The organism is Ruegeria sp. AB6 (genome assembly GCF_056542685.1).
In genome coordinates, this window is record NZ_JBQGAD010000011.1 from 92,480 (window position 1) to 114,238 (window position 21,759).

Annotated in this window: 17 protein-coding genes; 15 read left to right on the top strand and 2 right to left on the bottom strand. The window is 57.6% G+C overall.

Annotation, left to right across the window (positions count from 1 at the left end):
- The first annotated feature begins 47 nt into the window (after window positions 1-47).
- The 12 genes from ACR0DB_RS18865 to ACR0DB_RS18920 all read left to right on the top strand — a co-directional run bounded on the left by ACR0DB_RS18865 (window position 48) and on the right by ACR0DB_RS18920 (window position 15,080).
- A complete protein-coding gene (locus ACR0DB_RS18865; protein ID WP_480552492.1) occupies window positions 48-917 on the top strand; it encodes a LysR family transcriptional regulator in 870 nt (289 codons plus the stop codon).
- 209 nt (window positions 918-1,126) lie between these two features.
- Window positions 1,127-1,639: a TetR/AcrR family transcriptional regulator gene (locus ACR0DB_RS18870; RefSeq protein WP_480552493.1), complete on the top strand. Its 513-nt coding sequence runs from the start codon at window positions 1,127-1,129 to the stop codon at window positions 1,637-1,639.
- Between the two features lie 198 nt (window positions 1,640-1,837).
- On the top strand, window positions 1,838-3,133 hold the full coding sequence (locus ACR0DB_RS18875) for a hypothetical protein (protein WP_170775087.1): 1,296 nt from the start codon (window positions 1,838-1,840) through the stop codon (window positions 3,131-3,133).
- Window positions 3,134-3,148: 15 nt separating this feature from the next.
- On the top strand, window positions 3,149-4,270 hold the full coding sequence (locus ACR0DB_RS18880; protein ID WP_480552494.1) for a cytochrome-c peroxidase: 1,122 nt from the start codon (window positions 3,149-3,151) through the stop codon (window positions 4,268-4,270).
- Window positions 4,270-5,001, top strand: coding sequence for an MbnP family protein (locus ACR0DB_RS18885; RefSeq protein ID WP_480552495.1), 732 nt, complete (start codon window positions 4,270-4,272; stop codon window positions 4,999-5,001). The genes ACR0DB_RS18880 and ACR0DB_RS18885 overlap by 1 nt, the downstream gene beginning before the upstream one ends.
- Before the next feature lie 111 nt (window positions 5,002-5,112).
- Window positions 5,113-5,553, top strand: a complete 441-nt coding sequence (locus ACR0DB_RS18890) for a hypothetical protein (protein ID WP_480552496.1) — start codon at window positions 5,113-5,115, stop codon at window positions 5,551-5,553.
- A 90-nt stretch (window positions 5,554-5,643) separates the two neighbouring features.
- Window positions 5,644-7,065 (top strand): exosortase T, encoded by a 1,422-nt coding sequence (xrtT, locus tag ACR0DB_RS18895; RefSeq protein ID WP_480552497.1) that lies wholly within the window; start codon window positions 5,644-5,646, stop codon window positions 7,063-7,065.
- Between the two features lie 20 nt (window positions 7,066-7,085).
- Complete coding sequence (locus ACR0DB_RS18900; RefSeq protein WP_480552498.1) at window positions 7,086-9,122, top strand: VIT and vWA domain-containing protein; 2,037 nt, start codon at window positions 7,086-7,088, stop codon at window positions 9,120-9,122.
- Window positions 9,119-9,868 carry a response regulator transcription factor gene (locus ACR0DB_RS18905; protein ID WP_480552499.1) on the top strand — a complete coding sequence of 250 codons (750 nt, stop codon included), beginning with the start codon at window positions 9,119-9,121 and terminating at the stop codon, window positions 9,866-9,868. The genes ACR0DB_RS18900 and ACR0DB_RS18905 overlap by 4 nt, the downstream gene beginning before the upstream one ends.
- Window positions 9,869-9,897: 29 nt before the next feature.
- Window positions 9,898-11,418 (top strand): histidine kinase dimerization/phospho-acceptor domain-containing protein, encoded by a 1,521-nt coding sequence (locus tag ACR0DB_RS18910; protein WP_480552500.1) that lies wholly within the window; start codon window positions 9,898-9,900, stop codon window positions 11,416-11,418.
- A 538-nt stretch (window positions 11,419-11,956) separates the two neighbouring features.
- Entirely contained in the window at window positions 11,957-14,587 is a 2,631-nt protein-coding gene (locus ACR0DB_RS18915) for an Ig-like domain-containing protein (RefSeq protein WP_480552501.1), read from the top strand.
- A gap of 286 nt (window positions 14,588-14,873) precedes the next feature.
- Window positions 14,874-15,080 carry a hypothetical protein gene (locus ACR0DB_RS18920; protein ID WP_170787205.1) on the top strand — a complete coding sequence of 69 codons (207 nt, stop codon included), beginning with the start codon at window positions 14,874-14,876 and terminating at the stop codon, window positions 15,078-15,080.
- 62 nt (window positions 15,081-15,142) lie between these two features.
- Here ACR0DB_RS18920 and ACR0DB_RS18925 read toward each other — a convergent pair whose 3' ends face one another.
- The gene (locus ACR0DB_RS18925; protein ID WP_480552502.1) at window positions 15,143-16,483 is read right to left on the bottom strand and encodes a hypothetical protein; all 1,341 of its coding nucleotides are present in this window, start codon (window positions 16,481-16,483) and stop codon (window positions 15,143-15,145) included.
- Window positions 16,484-16,894: 411 nt separating this feature from the next.
- Complete coding sequence (locus ACR0DB_RS18930) at window positions 16,895-17,908, bottom strand: helix-turn-helix transcriptional regulator (RefSeq protein WP_480552503.1); 1,014 nt, start codon at window positions 17,906-17,908, stop codon at window positions 16,895-16,897.
- 248 nt (window positions 17,909-18,156) lie between these two features.
- Here ACR0DB_RS18930 and ACR0DB_RS18935 point away from each other — a divergent pair, with 248 nt between their 5' ends.
- From ACR0DB_RS18935 to ACR0DB_RS18945, 3 genes are all read left to right on the top strand, one after another.
- Window positions 18,157-19,722 (top strand): arylsulfatase, encoded by a 1,566-nt coding sequence (locus tag ACR0DB_RS18935; RefSeq protein ID WP_480552504.1) that lies wholly within the window; start codon window positions 18,157-18,159, stop codon window positions 19,720-19,722.
- A gap of 71 nt (window positions 19,723-19,793) precedes the next feature.
- Window positions 19,794-20,765 carry an HAD family hydrolase gene (locus tag ACR0DB_RS18940; RefSeq protein WP_480552505.1) on the top strand — a complete coding sequence of 324 codons (972 nt, stop codon included), beginning with the start codon at window positions 19,794-19,796 and terminating at the stop codon, window positions 20,763-20,765.
- Complete coding sequence (locus ACR0DB_RS18945; RefSeq protein ID WP_480552506.1) at window positions 20,753-21,751, top strand: AAA family ATPase; 999 nt, start codon at window positions 20,753-20,755, stop codon at window positions 21,749-21,751. The genes ACR0DB_RS18940 and ACR0DB_RS18945 overlap by 13 nt, the downstream gene beginning before the upstream one ends.
- Window positions 21,752-21,759: the final 8 nt, after the last annotated feature.

Consider the following 21,759-nt stretch of genomic DNA (forward strand, 5'->3'; position numbering starts at 1 on the left):
ATCAGTCAAATTCAAACGAATGAACAAAAGTTCAGGAAAACTGAAGTATGGCACTCAAGATTGAAACCCTTCGTTGTTTCTGCACCGTTGCCCAAACCGGCAATTTGACCGAGGCCGCGGATCGCTTGGGGCGCACCCAGTCGGCGGTATCGATGACATTGAAACAGTTTGAGGACCATCTGGGTCGAAAGCTGTTTGAAGGTGAGCGCAAGAGCCGTTTGTCCCCATTGGGGGCGCAAGTGTTTGAACTGGCGCTGAAACAAGTGCGTCAGTTCGATCAGGCCGTGCAGGACATTGAAGAGGCCGCGATCGCCGAGCAGGGGCTCTTGCGCATTGCCTCGGTGCCGTCGGTTGCGGCTTTGATTTTTCCGCGCGTGTTATCGCATCTTGCGCGGCAGTATCCCGGCGTGAAAGTCGATTTGCGCGACACCGATACGCAGCAGGTTCTTGACGCGCTTGTCGAAGGCAGAGCCGATATCGGGATCGCCTCGGGGTATCATGCGTTGAATGGTATTCGCGCGGTGCCGCTGTTGCGGGACCGATTCGGGCTGGTCTGCTCTGCCGAGCATCCGTTGATCGCGCAAGAGGCGCCGCCGACCCTTGCCCAAATCGCCTCGGTTCCATTCATTCGCAACGCATTGTGCGACCTGATCGAGTCGCCGCAGTTTCACGCCGCGATTGACCGGGCGGGAGTGACCATCCACAACACGCATTCGCTGATTGCGATGGTTCGGACCGGTGATTGGGTGACGGTTTTGCCACAAACGGTGACCGGGTACATACCGGAAGCCACTGCATTTCGATTGATCTGCGACTTGCCAGATCACAGGCAGGTATTCCTATATATCCACGAACGATCACGGTTTCCTGACCTGGTTCGCGCGACCGAGAAGATCATTTTGGCGGAAAACGCTTAGCGTGGCGTCAACGCTGTGGTTCTCAAGGATAGGGCGTTCCCTATTGGCTGCGGCTGGCCAGTTGTCATTTTTCACGAATAGTGTCAGAAATGTAAAAATGTGATTGATTGGTCAAAGGCGGTACTTTGTGATTGTGCCCTGCCTGACCGGGAAGTGGGGTATTTTTGGCGACTGCGAACACAATTTCCGGCGTGAACCCACAAGATATCATGACCGCCTTTGCCCAGTACGGATTTCGCAAAACGTCAATGGAAGACATTGCGCGCGCGGTAGGTCTGTCGCGCCAGTCGATCTACAAGAAATTCGGATCGAAGGACGCGTGTTACGCTTGGGCGTTGAGGGCCTATACAGAAGCGTTGTACCAGCATGTTTTCGCGCTGCTCGATCAGGCCGAAGACGCGCCGATGGCTGTAGTGGAAACGGCGCTGATTTCTGTCGTCGGAGATTCGGTCGAACTGGCTGAATCCAGGCACGGGTCCGAGCTGCTCGAGGATGCTCTGGCCGTCGCAAGCGCCCAGCCCGAAAATTGGCCCAGCCTGTATGCCCAGAAGCTGGGGGCATTTATCTTGCGCCACGACCTGGCTGCAACGCCGGAACGGGCGCAGGATCTGGCGCATATTTTGATAACCGCCACACGGGGCGCTTTGGTTGTTGCGTCTTCGCGCGAGGCGTTCGCGCAGGACATTCGCCGAATTCTGCGCGGGGTTTTCGGTGATCCCTAGGCGCGGTTTCGGGCCACGCTTGGGGAATGCTCACGCAGTGGTCAAACTGTTTTGAAACACAATGACTTCCTTACTGCCGCATACTGATTTCCGGTAAAGCGCCGGGGTGTTTGGTGCAGGCGTCTCACTGTGATATGACGTTACGTAAGATACATCTAACCCTGAACTTTTTAGGGCTGTGCAACAAGGGGGAAGGCTATGAAATACATGGGATTTGGAGCAACCATTCTGTTTGCGGCAGGGTTGGTCGTCAGCACTTCAGCCAGTTACGCGCAGACCCGTGAAGAAAGCCATGGCATGGTGTTGCTGCGCGGGTTGCCGACGCTGGATACCCATCACAGCGTTGCCATTGTTGAATTGGACCCGGAATCTGATCGCTTTGGAGAAATTCTCAGCGAGGTTGAGCAACCCGATATCGAGCACCCTCTGCATCACCTTTACTACAGCCCGAATGGCAGGCTGTATTCCACCGGGCTCGATCCGGCGTGCAGTCTGGCCGAGATTGGCTTGTCGAGGGACGCTGGCGGTGCGCCGGTGATCGAAGGCATCACCTGTCTGGACACACAGGGCCAGATCGTGGGCGAAGATATCATGTGGGCCAATTCGAACGGGCAGGAATACATGTTTGTTACCTTCATGGGGGGCACCGGAGGTGATGATGGCGGCTCGGTCGGGGTGTTTGATCCGCAAACCAACGCGGTGGTCAAAATCATCGAAGCCCGTAAAAGTCAGGTCGGCGAAGGTGCCCCGTATATCATGTATCCGCATGGCATTTCGGCTTTCGAGGATCGTATGGTGGTGACATCGACCGTGCATCCTGACTTGGCTACTGGTGTTGGGAACGCGTTGACGATCATTGATCTGAACACGTTAGAGCCTATCCAGAACATCACCGTCGAGAATGAAAAGCCGCTGAACTTCCCGTCTTCTCCGGTCGAGGTTCTGTTCGCGCGGCCCAGCATTCACCCCGATATCGAACCGGCCATTCTGGCCAATACAATGTTCGGGTTCGAGACGTGGAAAATCCCCTATGACGCCAAGGCCAAGACCTTTGGCGCGCCCGAGGTCATCTATAGCGGTGTCGCCAATGACACTGCCGTGCCCTTGGAATTCTATGGCACCGAGGATGAGCTGTTCATTTCGCACGCTTTGCCCGGTGTGGTGAAACGGTACGAACTGGGCGCTCTGCCTGAACTGGTGTCCAGCGGCCCCGACATCGTGACCGATCCCGGTGCACATCACATGATCTTTTTCACCTCCGCCTCAGGGCGCGAGTTGATCGCGATTCAGAACAATCTGCTCAATCTGGGCAACGGTGCGGACAATGACCCGACCGATGTGGATTTCATCGCTTCTCTGAACGCGCACACGATTTCGGTGCATGATCTGGAAACCGGTGAACGTATCGGGACGGTCAATTTCAAGGAACGCTACAACAAGGGCGTGGACAACGTTGAGGGTCTGTTTGGTTCGGGCTTTGTGCATCACCACTAACGGATCGGGTGGCCCATGCCTCGGGTGATCGTTCTGCTGGCCGCCGCTGCGATTCTGGTCGCGGCGGGGTGGCTGATCCGGGACTTCATCCGCGATCCGGTGGCGACACCCATCGCCGACTTCTCGGCGCCGTTTGTGTTCGGGCGGTTTGCCGTGCCGCCTGATAACCCGCTGACTCAGGAAGGTTTCGCCTTGGGGCGGCACCTGTTCTACGACCCTATTCTATCCGCGAACAACGAAGTGTCCTGCGCCACTTGCCACATTCAGGCGATGGCTTTCACCGACGGGCGTGCCCGATCTCCGGCCTTATCGGGCGGTGAGCTGGAGTTCAGCGCCATGAGCCTGGTCAATCTGCTTTGGGGGCAGGAGAGGTTCTTCTGGGATGGCCGCGCGACCTCGCTTGAAGAACAGGCGCTGATGCCGATCCAGCACCCCGAAGAGATGGGGCAGGATATCGACGCGCTGGTCGAGGAACTGTCCGACTCGTCCAGCTATCGTCGCATGTTTCGCCGCGCCTATGGCGAAGTCAGCGCCGACAACATCGCCCGGGCGTTGGCCAGTTTCATGCGGATGCTGATCTCGGACAATTCCAAATACGACAAATACCTGCGCGGTGAGGTGCGGCTGAGCGCGCAAGAAGAACATGGGCGCAAATTGTTCATGGCCCATCCCGACACCAAAGTGTCCCTGCGCGGCGGGAATTGCATTGATTGCCACAGTCAGTTCCTGACCTCGGGGTTTCGGGACGCGCTGGACGGGTTCTCGAACAATGGGCTCGACCCAGAGGACACGCTGGCACCTGGTTTGATGGCGGTCACGGGAAACCCTGCTCACAAAGGGTTCTTCAAGGTTCCAACCCTGCGCAATATTGCCGTGACCGCTCCTTATATGCATGACGGCCGGTTCGAGACGCTGCGAGATGTCATGAATCACTATAATGACGGCATTGTCGTCAGCGACACGCTCAGCCCGTTGATCCTTGAAGCCGATAACGCCCCTGACACCCCGTCGGATACGGTGGGCCTGCGCATGACACCTGAGGAAATCGACGCAATCATCGCTTTTCTACATACGCTGACCGACGAAGTTTTTCTGACCGACCCTGCCTTTTCCAATCCGTTTGAAGGAGGCTCATGATGTCCCGCCTGCAAGCCATGTCCGGTTTTGGTCTGTTGGTGTTGCTTGCCATCGGATGGATTGTGTTCGTCCCAGGCCCCAAACGCACGACCGATGTCACCGTCACGCTGCGGGCGACCATGGACGGGGCCCCGCTGACCTTCGACCAGTTCATGTATGACAACCCCGCTGGACCCGGCGCGTTTCGGGTACGAGATTTTCGGTTTTACCTCAGTAATCTGGTTTTGACCTCGGGCGATGAAGAGTTCGTGGAGCCCGACAGCTATTACCTTGTCCGGTTCGACAATGCGGACAGATCTTATGTGATCACTCTGTCCGATGTGCCACTGCGCCGGATCGAGGGACTGCGCTTTTTGATCGGCGTGGACCCGGACGCCAACGGGTCGATCCTTGCGCGGGGCGATCTGGACCCCAACAGCCAGATGGCGTGGAACTGGGAAGTTGGGTATAAATTCGTTCTCTTCGAGGGTGCATTGGATGTGGATGGAGCCATTTCTCCGCTGGTTTATCATGTTGGGTTTTCCGAGAACGCCCGCGAGGTCTCGGTGCTGGTTCCGGCAGACATGACGCGGGCAGGGGAGACGCAGATAAATCTTGATGTCGATCTGGCCAAACTGTTCGACAACGCGGCGCTGATTGATATGCAAGCCCTGCCCACGGTGAAATTCGACCGGACCGATGCGCGAATGCTGGCAGATAACTACGCGGACATGATCTCGGCATCCTATTAGCGGTTTCGTAGGGTTTGCGGCATAAAGCCAAATTTCCGCCCTTATTCGGTCAGATGATCCGCAAAATCAGGGCGCACAAAGATCTTCATGAAGGTTCAGGGGGTCTTTGCTGTGAAGCGCATCATTGGACATATCGATAGTCAGAAAAGGCGACTCTACGCGATTGCGTTTCTGGCGTTTGCTGCCGGATATGTCCTGTACTCCCATATCGAGGTGACACGTTTCGGGATGCCCCTGCCGGTGTTCACCGGGCTGCTATATATGTCGATGATCGTGTTCGCGACGGCTGTGTCTACGTATTTTCTGCCCAAACTAGCCCGCGTGACAGATGCTGTCGCAGTAACGCGTCTGGGTTTCGCCGTTTGGGTCGCCGGCACGCAAAGTTACGAGGTTGCGGCCTCACCCCTGATCGGCGCGACCATTGTGATCGGAGGTGCAATGGTTTTGTTGCAACTGCGTAGCTGGGCCACCTTTGCGGTTCAATCCATGCGGGCAGTCACAGCGGTCGATCAACCAGTTCCTGTTTGGGTTGGCGCCCAGCGTCGGGCGTAGTCATGACCCAAGGCGGCACCCCCGCCTGATCTGCACAAATCCTGCACAACATCCGCCGCTGGTTTGCACATCAAGGTGTGACAAGGCGGTATGGAACATAACCGATCTTACCTACTGTGGGCCGGGTTGGCCCTTGCATCCGCCGTATTGGCGATCGAGCCCGTCCTGTGGCTGATCCAAAGCTGGCGCGATCCGTCTTACCAATCCTATGGCGCGCTGTACGGCCTGCTGCTGGCCGGTCTGGTGCTTCTGTCTCTGACAAGTTCTCGCCCGCAGGGGCCGGACCGGCGCGGGCGGGTCTTTGCCGTCTTCCTGGGTGCGGCCTGCGTTCGCTTGGGGGGGCAGGTGCTGGCCATCAATATCCTCAGCGCATTGGCTCTGGCGTTGGATGTCTTTGCGTTGGCCGTTTTCCTGCGACTGGATCAGCGACGCATTGCGCTGTCGCCCATGTGGTTGGCGGCGCTGTTTCTGTTCTGCCTGCCGCTTGGACCGATCCTTGAGCGGGTGGCAGGGTTTCCGTTGCAGGTGATGTCCGCCCACGTGGCGTGCGCAATGCTGTCGCCCTTTTTCCCGGACCTGCTATGCGAAGGAGTTCGGCTGCGTGTGGGTGGCGTGGATGTTCTGGTCGATCTGCCCTGCTCGGGCGCGGTGGGGCTGTTGCAGCTTGTCAGCCTTTGGGCCTGCCTGAATGCGCTCTACCGTCCGGCACTTTTGCCTGCGCTGGGCGGAGGTCTGTTGATCGCAGCGGCAACGGTGCTGGGCAATGGCCTGCGCATCACCCTGCTGGCGGCGGGACTGGCGCAAGGGATCGACACGATGGCTCCTACGTTGCACAGCCTTATCGGGCTGGGGACACTGGCGCTGGTCGCCTTGACCATTGTGCTGCTGTACCGTCCGAAACCGGCCCGGCTCAGCCCCGCGCGGATCACGACGTTTTCCCTGCCACGCGTCCTGCATTTCCCAGCGGTTGTATCGGCGTTGGGTCTGTCTCTGACAATCATCAGCGCGCCGCGTGCGCCCGTCGATCAATCGGCACCCGTGCCCCCGACCGAGCTGCCCGGTCAATTGCTTGGGCATCCCGCGCAAGAGGTCGCACTCTCTGCCGTTGAACGCGCCTATTTCGCCACCTATGGCGGCACGGCGCGCAAGGTGCAGTTCGGCCCGATGGGGGTGAATGTAGTGCGGACTACATCCCCACTTCGCCACCTGCATTCGCCGGCCACCTGCCTGCTTGGTATGGGCTACCAAGTGCGGTTTCTAGGCACCCGGTTCGATCCTCTGCCCAGCTCGGTTTACGAAGCAACGGGCCCAGACGGGCAGGTCTGGACCGTCGCAGTCAGCTTTGTCTCGGGCGATGGTCAGCGCACGGCAGGTGTGGGCGAAGCCGTCTGGAGTTGGCTGAACGGCTCGTCCCGCGAATGGCGCTCGATCCAGCGCATTACCCCGAAATCCATGTCAGATCCGGACCGCGCCGCCTATGAGGCTGCGGTTCTGGCCGCCCTTGATTTGTAACCCTTGCTCAGGAGATCCAAATGCGTGCCCTTTTCCCTGTGATGATCCTACTTGTCTGGCCGATGGTGGCCGCGGCCAAACCCGACCCCGCCGACGTGGCCGGGCGCGTCGTCGCCCATGCTGGCGACCGGGTTTTCGATCTGCCCCTTCTGGACAGCGCCCTGCATGTCACCATTCAGGGCGATATGGCGACAGTTGAACTGCGGCAGACGTTCCAGAATCCATCGATGGTTCCGGTCGAGGCCGAATACCTGTTCCCCCTGAATCAAAAAGCCGCCGTTTACGGGATGGAGATGCGCGTAGGCGATGAGTTGGTACGCGCCGTGATCCGTGAAAAAGCACAGGCCGAGGCAGAGTTCGATCAGGCCGCGTCCGAGGGCAAGGCGGCTGCGCTGTTGACCCAGCACCGCCCCAACATGTTCACGCAGAGGATTGCCAACCTGATGCCGGGGCGTCCGGTCGAGGTAACGTTGCGCTACGTCCAGATGGTGCCCAAGATCGACGGCCAGCATGAGATGGTGATCCCTCTGATCGTCGGCCCGCGCTATCAAAGCCCGCTAGACACTCCTCGGCCTGAGCTGGCCAGTGCCGAGGACATTCCGCTGGAAAACGCCACGTGGTCTGTCAGCCCGATCCCCGCCTATCCTCCGGTCGCGGGGCTGGACCTGCCCGATACTGTGACGTCCGAGCGGGTCTCGCTGGATGTCTCTCTGACTGCTGGGGTTGAGCTATCTGGGTTTCACAGCCCGACCCATCCGTTGCAAATCGATCAGGACCAAGAAAGCCTGACTGCCCGGTTTGTAGATGGCAAGGTCATGGACAACCGCGATCTGGTGCTGCGCTATACGCTGGGTGGGGCGGAGTTACAGGCGGCAAGCCTGTCCCATCATGACGAGCGCGGTGGCTTCCTGTCGGTGCTGATCGAACCCCCGGCGGTCCCGGATGAGGCCACAGCCACCCCGCGCGAATTGGTCTTTGTGCTGGACACCTCCGGCTCGATGGGCGGGGAGCCGATGAAGGCCAGTAAACGCTTCATGGATGCTGCCTTGCAAGGGCTGCGGGAGGGGGATCATTTCCGCATCATCCCGTTTTCCAACACGGCACGGCATTTTTCGAACGCCTCGACCCCGGCAACCCCGTCGAATATCCGCAAGGGACGCGATTTTGTGCACGGCCTGTCTACGGGGGGCGGGACCGAAATCGACACTGCGGTTCGCGCCGCCTTTGCGACCGACACGCCCGAGGGCGCGATCCGCATCGTGGTCTTTCTGTCCGACGGCTATATCGGCAATGAGGCGCGGGTTCTTAAAACCATTCGCGGCCAAATCGGTCAGGCCCGTATCTATGCTTTCGGGGTGGGCAACGCCGTGAACCGCTATCTTCTGGACGCCATGGCGGAAGAGGGGCGCGGCTATTCTCGCTATGTCGCGCTGGACGAAGACGCGCTTGAGGTGGCAGAGAACCTGGCTGCAAACCTCAAGTCCCCTCTGCTGACAGATCTTGAGATCGACTGGGGCGGATTGGATGTGCAGGATGTTACGCCAGCACGTCTGCCCGATCTGTTTGCGGGCAACGGCCTGCGCTTGATGGCGCGCTACGACGGTGCTTTTGAGGGCGTAATCATTTTGAAAGGACTGGTGCAGGGCCGCCCCGCGCAGATGCCGGTCAAGCTGTCACTGACCGAAACCGAGGGCGATGCCGCACTGCCGCTGATCTGGGCCCGCGACCGGATCGGCGTGCTGGAACGACAGATCGCGGTCGGGGACCGCGCCGGGCAGGCGGATGCCGAGATCACGCGTCTTGGGCTGGCCTATTCGCTGCAAACCCGAAATACCTCATTCGTGGCCGTTTCGCAGCAAATCGTCAATGACAGCGGGCAAGAAGCTGTCGAGGCTGATGTGCCCCTGCCGGTGGTGTCCGGTGTGACGGCCGCGGCCTATCCGTCGCAGGGCTTTGCCGGGTCATCCTCGCCCGAGCCACAGGCGATTCTGGGTCTGGTCATGGTCGCAGCTATGACCGTATTGGGTCTGCGTCCTCGGCGGGCGCGACGGGTATGAGGTCGCTGATCATGCAGGTTGATATGGACACCGCCCGGATCGCTTGTCAGAACCTTCTTATGGAAGCGCATATCCTGATTGTTGATGATGATCCCAAGATCCGCGATGTGATCCGCATTGCCCTGAAAGGGGCGGGTATGCGCACGACCGAAGCCGCGAACGGACAGGCTGCGCTGACCCATGTCGGACGAGAACCGATCGATCTGGTGCTGCTGGATATCGGAATGCCTCAGATGGATGGGTTTGAATGCTGCAAGTCCATTCGGGCGCGATCGGATCTGCCGATCCTGTTCCTGACCGCGCAGGATGACGAAATCGACCGGGTTCTGGGTTTTCAACTGGGTGCCGATGATTTTGTCGCCAAACCTTTCAGCCCGCGCGAACTGGTGCTGCGGATCAAGGCCATTCTGTCCCGTGGTCGCCGCTCGGCCTCGCGCCCTTTGCGCACCGGCGGGTTGGAGCTGGACATGGCCGGTCACACCTGCCGCATCGAGACCACGCCGGTCGATCTGACGGCGACCGAATTTCAGTTGCTGTATTCTCTGGCCGAGCGTCCTGATCAGGTGCATGACCGCAATGCGCTGGCCCAAAAACTGTATGGGGCGGGCACGCAATTGTCCGGGCGCACGATTGACAGCCACGTGCGTAACATTCGGGCCAAAGCGTCTCAGGCCGGGTGCGCCGATATCATCCAGACGGTCCACGGCGTCGGTATCAAGCTGGGCGCATGTACGTGCGACAGATAGGCACGATCCGCCGAAAATGGCGCCCGTCGATGGCGTTTGTCGTCGCGCTGGTTTGTGTGGCTTTGGTCTCAATACCGCTGGCGGCCATGATGACGGTGCAGCTAACCTCGAACCAGTTTGTGCGGGAAACCGAACAGGTGCTGCTGAAACAGGCTGCCGTCTACGCCGAGATTTTTCGCACCCGCTTTCAGGCCATGGACGGACCCGAGATCGGCCCGGAACTTGCGCCCGAAATGCAAGCGTTCTGGGCCGCCGATGTCCGCCCCATCCGGGCCCAGATAAACGTGCGCCGCGACCGGGTTCTTCCGCCACTGCCGGAGGGACCAAAGGTCGGGGCGATATCCGATCCGCGTCATGAAACAGTTTTGCCGGGCATGGCCGATCTGGCCCGGTCTGCGGGCAAGAGCACTCTGGCCGGGGTGATTTTTCTGGACCATCAGGGGCAGGGCACCGGCGAGGCGGGGTTGCGTGCTTTCGCCGATTTGCCCGAAGTGCAGCAAGCATTGACTGGTCGCGTCGGTACGACGTTACGGGCGCGTGCAGATGAATTTGACCGCCATCCGCTGACCTCGATCAGTCGGGATACGGGGTTTCGGGTGTTCGTGGCCTATCCCGTTCTGGCACAGAACCGTGTCATCGGGGTTGTCCTGCTGTCCCGCACGCCGCTGAACCTCAGCAAATTTCTGTACCGCGAACGAGACGCGCTGATCATAATGGCGCTGTTCACGCTGAGCGGTGCTGCATTGATCGGATGGCTTTTGCACCGGCTGATGTCCCGTCCGGTTCGGGGCCTGCGGGATGAGGCGCGCCGGGTGGCTTCGGGGGATACCCCTGTCTCGGACCCGCTTGCACATTACGGGATGCGGGAACTGGCCGATCTTGGTGAAAGCATGTTGTCGATGGCCGATACGTTGCAGGCCCGATCACGTGAGATTGCGATTTATACCGATCACGTGACGCATGAACTGAAATCCCCAGTCACCTCGATCGCTGGAGCCGCTGAGCTTTTGTCCGAACCTGCGCTGTCGCCTGAAGATCGCGCCGGGCTGCTGGACAATATCCAGACCGAAGCTGCGCGCATGAACACTCTACTGGGCCGGCTGCGTGAGCTAAGCAAGTTGCGGCAAGCCCCGAAATCGGGTCCGGGTCTGTTGCCTGCCATGCTGCCCGCTGTGGAAGGGCTGGAAATTCGGATTGCCGAGGGTCAGAACCTGATGCTGCCGTTGTCAGAGGAACACGGGAAGGTTGTTTTGCTGCACATGGCTCAGAACGCAAGGTCCCACGGTGCTACCGAGGTGATCTTGTCTTATTCTGATAGTGTCCTGCGGGTTCTGGATAACGGTGAAGGGATTTCACAACACGACGCAGACAGGCTAACCGAGCCCTTCTTCACAACGCGTCGCGAAGAAGGCGGCACTGGAATGGGTCTTGCGATCGTTGCCGCGATCCTCGAAGGCTATAGGGCCACGCTGAAGGTTGAGCCTTCAGATATGGGGGCAGAATTCCGAATTGAATTCGCGAAAAATAGGCCCGGCTTACAGCAATACTGACCAGGCATTTCACGACGTGTGAAAGGCATAAAGTAACGCGCAGTGTTTCGAATCAACTTGAGACTATGGGCTCGAGAAATTCGGCAAAAATTGGGCAAAATTGTGGCAATAATTAGGCTATAGGTTCGGCAGTCCTAAACCGGGGATAGATTGAGAAGCACCGCGAAATTGCAGATGGTATGATACGGGAAGTTTGGGGTAAGCGCCTAATTTGGCTTGGTATTCAGATTGGGCCTATTTGAACCCTGAATGGTTTGTAACGTATAGAGCAAGCGTTATTTGCAAGGCCTGTCAACTCGACCTGCGCTTGCAATCATTTGAATTGAAATGGATTTTTTGATACTCTCGGGGCGAGGCTGGGTAATTAGACCTAAAGAGCCAACAGGGTGCCGTTTACTGGAGTTTATTGACATCGCGTCAGATGTTGAACGGCACAGTCACAAAATTTGCGCGTCACGAGTTTGGCGAATTGCGCGCTGTACGGCTTGGTAGCTTGTGCGGCCAAGACTGCTTTTGTTTTTATTTTGGGGGCAAAATAATGGCTATTCCTAATGCAATGGACGACATCGGTTTATTCTCTGTCAGCGAAGACGATGTTCTAAAGGTTAATCCAAGCAACAGTGTTCTGGACAACGATACGGATACCGATGGGGATGGCCTGGCGGCCAGTATCACCGGCAATCCTCAGAACCCGCTGTTCGACTTTAAGACGAATGGAACGTTCACCTATGACGCCCGCTATCATGGCGTTTTGTATATAGACACCGATGGCACCGACCCAACGCTGAGTGACATGACTGATGGTGACGTCACGCTGACCAACGGGTTCGACTCGTTGGGGGCAGGGGCCATCGTCTACGACACCTTCACCTACGAGGCCAATGACGGCCAGGACGGGGATGAGGCGACGGTCAGCGTCATGATCCTCGGCGAAAACGATGACCCGGACGCGGTCGATGACGCGGTCGAGTTCGATCAGGACACGACCGACAATGTCAGTATTGATGTCGTGTTCAACGACACGGATGTGGATATCTGGCCCACGGCTGACAAGCTTGACCTTGAGGTCATCGGAATTGCAGACATCGCGGATGAAGCCGGCCCGGCAGGTGGCTCGGACAATTCACTGGGCGACGGGTTGATGATCACGACCGATACCGGTGGCACAGTTCAACTGGATGCGGGCACTGGCGAGTTGGTCTACACCGCTGCTGAAGGCTTCTTTGGCATCGATACGTTCGAATACACAGTCAGCGATGGCAATGGCGGTGAAGATACGGGCGTTGTCCGCGTCACTGTTTTGCCCGGCAATGAGGCGCCCGACGCTGTGGACGACACACGGACCATCAGCGAAGACGCGGGTGAAACCAATATGGCAACTGTGTTGGGCAATGACACAGATGTCGATGACGCGCCGTTGATTGCTGCTGAATTGTCTACAGATATCGGCAGCGCCCTGACGCGCGTGGATGACATGGGCAACCCCATTGCGGGCAACACCGGTATTTTGGTCGATTTCAACGCAGACGGCACCTTCGACTATGACCCCAATGGTGAGTTTGAAAGCCTGGGTGTTGGCGAAACCGCCTATATCGAGTTCGACTACATTGCCTATGACGGAGAGGGCGCCTCGGACTCTGCGACCGTCACGATCGAGGTTCAGGGGCAGAATGACGGCCCGAACGGTTCGAACGGGTCGGCGACGGTTTATGAACGTGGCTTGTCCACCGGAACACAGCCCGAACCGAACACAATACCGGACTCGGGGAGCAATTCAGACATTGTCCAAACGATTGACCTGAACATCAGCGACCCGGACACAAATGACATGCCGTTTCTGTCCAGCACGTCAACCGCGATGAACTATACCCCCGGCGACGAGATTGCGGGGCTCTATGGGACATTGGCGATCAACAATAACGGAACGGTGACCTATACGCTGACCGGCTCTGCCGAACATGACACCGACGGCGTGACCGAACAGGAAATGTTCACCGTCTATGTGCTGGATGGAAATGGAGGCTCCAAGGCGCTGACGGTGACAATTGACGTCAAGGATGACAGCCCCTATCTGGGCAATTCCCCGGTTGCGGATGAAGCCAGTGACAATGACGTCGAAGGCAACACAGTGGGTGCTCCGGTCTCATTCTCGTCCGACACAAACAACACCACGTCGGATACGTTCGACTATTTTGAAGGTGCCGATGAGGCGACGTTGTCGGTGACAGCCGTTCCCGCGCGTTTCATGTTGTACGACAGCGATCCCGATGCGCCGGGCGGCGAGGTTTATGTCGACTCGGTCTATGATCCGATGACACAAACCGTAACCGGGACGATAGACGGCGGAACGCTGGATGATCAGGATCTGTACACTCTGGTGCTGAACGACAGTGCTGGTTCGAATACCGGATCCTACCAGTTCACCATGCTTCTTGATCCGCCCTCGGACCTGCTGGACCTCGATTTTGACGCGGTCAGCGCCGGTGCGCCGCAAGATGAGTTTATCTTTACTAATCTCGGCAATCTTACGTTCGACGGTGGTTCCGGGAGTGTTGTTGAAGGTATGACCAATGGCCAGACCTCATACAATCTGGGGGCCTCTTTCAATACCGAAGCGGGCGATGGCGACTATCGCTTGAACCCGAACAGCGGCGGTGGCTTTGGCATGGGTGACGGCAATATCGAGATCAACGAGGTCATCGAGATCACCAACATCAACTCGGCATCAACCACAGGGTTCGAACTGGACGTGACCGGCAATGGCGGTGGCGTACAGGGCAATGATCCACTGGATCTGGTTTGGGAGGCCTGGGATACCAGCGTCGTTCCACCTGTCCTGATCGACAGCGGGCGGATTGACCTGACCCAGATGACCACAACCGACAAGACGGTCGAAGATGTCGCGATTCTGCCCAGTGGCACCTATGACACGCTCTACCTCGCGTTTGATGGCGTCGACAATAACGACAAGCTGCGGATCAACAACTTCCAGACGCTGACAACAATCGAAGTCGATGACTTTGATTTGGACTTTACCTTAGCGGCAGGGGAAGACGCCTTGGATGGCGTCGACCCGACCGGTGACGGTGACGTGGCAGACGGAAGCCCGGCAAGCTTCACGATATACGTGGATGGCACCGACGAAGACTCCGTCTTCTCAATTGTTTAAGGCAAAATCCAATGAGGCGGTCAGTATGCACTGGCCGCCTTAGCTTGACGATCTAAAAAAAATCCCCGCCGACAGTTTTTTTGAATCGTGCATTCGGGAATTTGGGGGTGATTTGCGGTGTTTGTGGTGCTGATCGTCGCACCAAGCGGAACAATGCAAACCGTTTTTAAAAAATTATCCGCAAATTTGGATCAAAAAACAGCCGAAAACGGAGAAAGTTCACGGATTAACATTGGGTTAATTTGGCCCCCGGTAAATTGCAGGTGTAGTTGTTAATGAGTTGAGCATGGTTAAGCTGAACAAATATCTGACAGAGCTGTTTCCGGTCGAATGGAAGTCTTCTATTCCGGGATTGAAAACGACCGGAGACGGCTCTTCTAAGTCCATCCGGCTAGGGCTGGAACTGGCTGTTCCTGCATCTGTTTTCTTTCTGTTGCTGGCCTATTGCCTGCACAAAGCCAGTGTCGAAAACTACGTTTCCGTTCTGATGTGATGCATCCAGTCCGCTTTGGGCTGGTAGCCAAGCCTAAGTGATTTGTCGCGGACGAACAAAGATCACGCCGCGGCTTTCTCGGCTTTTTCCATTTCCTTAATGATCAGCACGCGCAGGATTTCGCGGAACTTGTCCATGTTCCGTTTGAGCAAGGTTTCCATCAACGAACTACCCAGGCCAGCGTCCATCAAGAATTTCGCCGCAGCCTTGCCCAATTTGACGTTGTCCTCGCCCATAAGCTCTTTGGGGCCGCTTTTGAGCCATGGCATAAGCAGTTTCTCAAGTTCCATTTTGCTAAGAACCTTCAGCATTGCTGACGTTCCAAGCTGGGTTGCAAAACGGCGCAATGCCAGAGGCAGCAGACGCTCGGGCGCGACCGAACGGATATAGACTTCAAGGCCAAGCTGCCCGCCGCGTTTTTCCAGAACCTTGGCCGCTATCTTCAATTCGGCGTTGATTATGCCCTTGGGCACGAGTCTGGGTGCCGCGCGTTCCGACCACGTTTTCAAAAAGGCCGGGCTAAGGGCACTGGTTGTGATATAGGGGCGCGCAAGCTTGACTACCCCACCCACGATCAACCCTGCAGCAGCCCCGGTGATCGCATTCTTCACCATTCTTTCGCTGATTTCTTTTGTCGACATCTGCTTTTCGCCTGCGATTTCACGGCCAATGGCGTCGTAGCCGTCAAAGGCCAACCCTGTAACGGTGGCGGCTGTGGCGTTCAGAACGATCCCTGCGCCCAACCCGGCCGGAGGGCAGGCGGTCAGAATAAGCGCGCAGGTCGCGAATTCACCCGCCGCTCGCACATATCCCGCCTGTTTGATCTTTTTCGCCGTGGCATCAATCAGGCCATGAACCCATGCGATGACGGCATTGTTGTAATTCACGACAGCCGCGTCGCAGGCGACCAGGGCTTTCTTGAACCCCTTGTAGTCGCGCCCGCAGACGGTTTTTGCCAATGTTTTGTAGGCCGCCGCTGCTTTGGTGTAGTAGGGGCGCGGATCTTCGGCGCGGCTTACCGCGTTGATGAACGTGTAGACATAGCGCTGTTGGTTGTTGATCTCGATCTGGGCATTGTGACGATCACAGGCAGCATAAAAATTGATCCGCTGATGTTCCAGCGCGCGGTCCATTACGCGATGGACCTCTTTGACCGTAGCTTTGTAACCGCGTTCATCCAGCAGAACATTGCGCTTACCGTCCGAGACCACATAAGCCTTTGTTTTCGGGTTAAGAACCCAGACGACTTCCCCTTTTTTGAGCGCTTCGCTTTTCTTCAGACGCACCGAGACTTTCTTGTTCTTGGAATATTTCAGGATCGCGTTTTGATCCTTGATTTTGTATTGCTTTACGATCGAGGCCAGCGTGTCGCCGTCCTTTGCCTTATGCGAAATCCAAATCACGAAGCGTTCCTCTCCAAACCAGCTGGCAAAATGGGATCAGAGGGCAACTTCCCGCCATCCTCCTGCGGGTGCATGCACAACTAGGCCGCCACTGAGCCGATCTGCCGTTCAATAGCGGTAAGCTATGTGGTCCAAGTGTCCGGGTTGTGTCGCATGTTGTATCAATTGTATCAGCCGTGCCGAACGCTCCGATTGCACCTTGTCGTCTATGAATTGGAGTCCGTACTTGCCTTGGCGCGCGGGCCACTATGGCTGTCGCAGACAGCGTGCAGGCAGAAGAAATCGCAAAGGGTCACCACTTGTTCTAGGCGCAGTGAATTACTCAGAACGCAATAAATCAAAAGCCCTGAACCCAGTAGGCACCTAGAATTTCTCCGACGCCCTCAGCTTTCTAAATTTGGCGAGCGCATGTTATTGCCCGCGCGGGGCAATGGATGGCGCGTATCCCACCCAAGTTTTGAACGCTCGGGTAAAGTTGGCCATGTCGCTATACCCCAGCCTGTGGGCGATCTCGGTCAAGCCCAAATCCGTATCGCGCAGCAAGCTTAGGGCGCGGCGATGACGGACCTTGCTCAGCAGTTTTCGAAAGGACTGCCCTTCAAGCGTCAGGCGCCGCTGAAGAGTGCGTTTACTCATGCTCATGCGACGTGCAACGGAGTCCAGTTCAGGGGTGCCTTCAAACATATCCAGCAGGATGCAGGCCTCCAACGCGATGATGAAGTCGCTGCCGGGCGCTGTCATTTTTGCCTGAACATCCGCCCAGCACATAGACGCCTCAGCCATGCTGTGTTGCAATGGCGGCGTATCCAACTCAATAGCGGTCAGCGGCAGGGACAGCGCCGAGCGGCCGTAAAGCGGCTGACACTGCAACAAATCGCGTAATTCATCCCCTTGGCCTCGGTCGGGGTAGTCAATTTCGATCCACCGCGGTCGCCAGCTAGGACCAAGGAAGCGTCGGACAAATCCCAGCATCAATGGGATGTTGTGGTCGCTGTGGGCGCAGATGGGGACGTCATCACCGCGCGGGACGAAATAGCGCATGATTCCGCCGCTGCGCATTTCAACCAACCAAACGCGGGGGCCGTTCTGGAACAGGGGCATGGCCCGCGCAAGACGATGAATCCCTTGACGCAACGTAGGGGCCTGACCGGAAAATTCGAACCACGGACCAATTTCCGCCCCGGACATTCCAAGCCCGACATGCAATCCGAAAAACGGGTGGCCCGACACGCGTTCAGCCTCGGCAAAAACACCGACCATTGCCGATAGCGGGATTCGCACAAACCGATCGTTCAGCACATCAATCGGAATGTTGGCTCGTTCAAAGACTCGCTCAACCGCTGCCGGTCCGGCGCAGCTTTGCAGCCGGTCCGGCAAATGTCCCATCCCGGCTGCGGTCGTGGTGGCGGTTTTTAGTTTTGACATCGTTAATGCTGATTTTATTTATGTATTACTTTGGAGACGGAGCAAATTATTGAGGTATATAAATTTTTGCACGGCTCTGGCGTGAAATGACAAGTGAAATGTGCTATCACTTGATACGCGTGGACAGGATGTAAGTTGTCATCACACAGCCCGAGGCGTCTCGGGCAGCTGGGGGGCGTGACATCGTATCCATGTCCACAAGCCGAAGGCATTACCCCCCGGTTATTTCGAGTTCAGGGAGACAAACATTGCTTTTATTCCGACAATTAATCAAACAGGCCGCCCGCCCGCTCAGCGGTGGGGTTTTGGCGCTGGCCGCTCTGGGCGCGCCGGTGTTGGCCCAGGGCGCGAACGACACGCCGAATTTCCTGGTCATTTGGGGCGACGATATCGGGTATTGGAACATCAGCGCCTATAATCAGGGCATGATGGGGTATGAAACCCCCAATATCGACCGAATCGCCAATGAAGGGATGTTGTTCACGCACAGCTACGGGGAACAGTCCTGTACCGCAGGGCGTGCGGCCTTCGTCACGGGTCAGTCAGGGTTTCGCACAGGTCTGCTGAAAGTGGGTCTGCCGGGGGCCAAAGAAGGGATGTCGCCGAAAGATCCCAGCATTGCCGAATACATGCGCTCCAAGGGGTATATGACCGGGCAATATGGCAAGAACCATCTGGGTGATCTGGACGAACACCTGCCCACCAACCACGGATTTGATGAGTTCTTCGGCAACCTCTATCACCTGAACGCCGAAGAAGAGCCTGAAAACGAGGATTATCCCAAAGATCCGGCCTTCCGCGAACAGTTCGGCCCGCGCGGTGTGATCCGGTCATCAGCGGACGGTTCGGTCGAGGATACCGGCCCGCTGACCCGCAAACGGATGGAGACCATAGATGAGGAAGTCACAGCCGGGGCACTGGACTTCATGCAGCGCGCCCATGATCAGGGTAAGCCGTTCTTCCTGTGGTACAACACCACGCGGATGCATATCCACACGCATCTCAAGGAAGAAAGTCAGGGCGTGACCGGGCTGGGCGTTTATCCTGATGGCATGGTCGAACATGACGGCATGGTCGGCCAGATGCTGGACAAGCTGGATGAGCTTGGCATCGCCGACAACACCGTCGTAATGTATTCAACCGACAACGGGGCCGAGGTGTTCTCGTGGCCCGATGGTGGCACTACGCCGTTCCGAGGTGAAAAGAACGACAACTGGGAAGGCGGTTATCGCGTTCCAATGATGATCAAATGGCCCGGCGTTATTGAGCCCGGTCGCAAGTCAAACCAGATCATCAGCCATTTGGACTGGTTCCCGACCTTCATGTCCGCGCTGGGCGATCCTGACATGAAGGAGCGCATGCTCACCGAGGCCCCCTTTGGCGAAGAAAACGAGCCCGTCCATCTGGATGGCTATGACTTCATGCCGTATTTCCGAGGGGAAACTGAGGTCGGCCCGCGGCGCGAGTTCATCTATTTCTCGGATGGCGGCGATCTGGTGAACCTGCGGTACAACCGCTGGAAAGTGGTCTTTGCCGAACAGCGCGCCCATGGGTTCGACGTCTGGCAGGAACCGCTGACTTTCTTGCGTCTACCCAAGATCATCGACCTGTATTCCGACCCGTTCGAACGGGCGCAGGACGAATCCATCGGCTATTCCCGCTGGCGTCTGGACCGGACCTATCTGCTGGTACCCGCGCAGGCCATTGTGGCGCAGTTCCTTGGCACGTTCCAGGACTACCCGCCACGTCAGGAACCGGCCAGCTTCTCAATTGATCAGGTCCTGAGAAGCCTGCAAACAGCCGGCAGTCAGTAACGGCCTAGACCGGACAAAACTTCATGGCGCGGAGCGATGCCGCGCCATTTTCGCACCAAAAGAGATTTCTCATGAAACGCTATGTTTTTGCCGTGGCTGCCTTGCCGTTTGGTTCTTTTCCCGCGCTGGCCGATCCGCTGGCGTCCTGGAACGACACCGCCACCAAAGCCGCCATTATCGACTTTGTCGAACGGGTGAGCGATCCGAACTCTTCCGATTTCGTCCCCGAAGAGGCCCGCATTGCGACCTTTGACAATGACGGCACGCTGTGGGGTGAACAGCCGGTTTATTTTCAGCTTATCTACGCACTCGACCGCCTGAAGGAAAAGGCTGAGGCGGACCCGTCGATCCTGACCTCGGATGTCCTAAAGGCTGCCGCTGCAGGCGATATGGCCGCCGTCGCCGACGGGGGAGAGGCTGGTTTAATGGAAATCCTGAACGTCTCGCATTCGGATGTATCCGTCGATGCGTTTCAGGCCGATGTCGCAGACTGGATCGCCACTGCCCGACACCCGGACACGAACCGGCCATACAACGAGATGATCTATGCGCCCATGCTGGAACTGCTGGATTACCTCGAGGCCGAAGGGTTTCAGACGTGGATCGTGTCGGGTGGCGGCATCCACTTCATGCGCGCCTTTGCCAGCGAAACCTACGGAATCCCGATCAACCGGATCGTAGGCTCGGTCACGCCGACCAGCTATGAGGTGGTGGAAGGTGTGCCCAAAATTATCAAGGGCCCCGGAATTGCTTTTGTGGATGACAAGGCAGGCAAGCCTGTTGGGATCGACTCGCATATCGGGCGGCGTCCGATCTTTGTGGGTGGCAACTCGGACGGTGATTTCCAAATGCTGGAATATGCCACCGCTGGCGACAGACCTGCCCTAGGCGTGATCGTTCATCACACCGATGCCGACCGCGAATACGCCTACGACCGCGACAGCCACATCGGTAGGCTGGTCCGCGGATTGGATGAGGCCGACGCACGTGGATGGGTGATCATCGACATGAAAGAGGATTGGGCGAAGGTATGGCCGGAATGAGCGACACTCCCAACCCCCGCGCGCATATCGACGCCCTGCGCGAACGCATGGGTCAGGCCATAATTGGTCAGCGCGACGTCATCGAGCGCCTGTTGATTGGTTTGCTGGCCAATGGCAATCTGCTGGTCGAAGGTTTGCCGGGGCTTGCCAAGACCCGCGCGATCAAGGCGATGGCGAAGAACCTGGAAAGCGATTTCAGTCGCATCCAGTTCACACCCGATCTGTTGCCCTCGGACGTGACTGGCACGGATGTCTACTACCAGACCGAAAAGGGCGGCGAATTCCGGTTCGAGGCCGGGCCTATCTTTGCCAATATCGTGCTGGCCGACGAGATCAACCGTGCCCCTGCCAAGGTGCAGGCCGCCTTGCTTGAGGCAATGGAGGAACGGCAAGTCACGGTGGGCGGGACCACGCACAAGATGGCCCCATTGTTCATGGTCATGGCGACCCAGAACCCGGTGGAGCAGGAAGGCACCTATGCCCTGCCTGAGGCGCAATTGGACCGGTTTTTGATGCATGTGCTCATCACTTACCCTCCGGTCGAGGATGAGGTTGAGGTCGTGCGGCTGGTCCGCGCAGAAGAGATCGCCGCCCAGAGCAAAGCAAAAGGCGAAAAACCCGCCCCAATCCCGCAACAGGCGATCTTTGACGCCCGGTCCCAGATCGGCGGAATCCATGTCTCGGACGCTATCGACCGCTATTTCGCCGATCTGGTGCAGGCTACCCGCACGCCCGAGGCCTATAGCGACGATCTGCGCCGCTGGATCGAGGTGGGCGCTAGCCCGCGCGCTTCGATCGCGCTGGATAAATGCAGCCGCACCCATGCCTGGCTAAACGGGCGCGACTATGTCGACCCTGAGGATGTCCGCGCCATTACCCCCGATGTACTGCGGCACCGGTTGGGGTTGAGCTATGAGGCCCATGGCGAAGGCATCAGCGCAGATCAAGTGATCGCCGAAATCCTGATGCAGGTCGCCCTGCCGTGAGGCGTAGA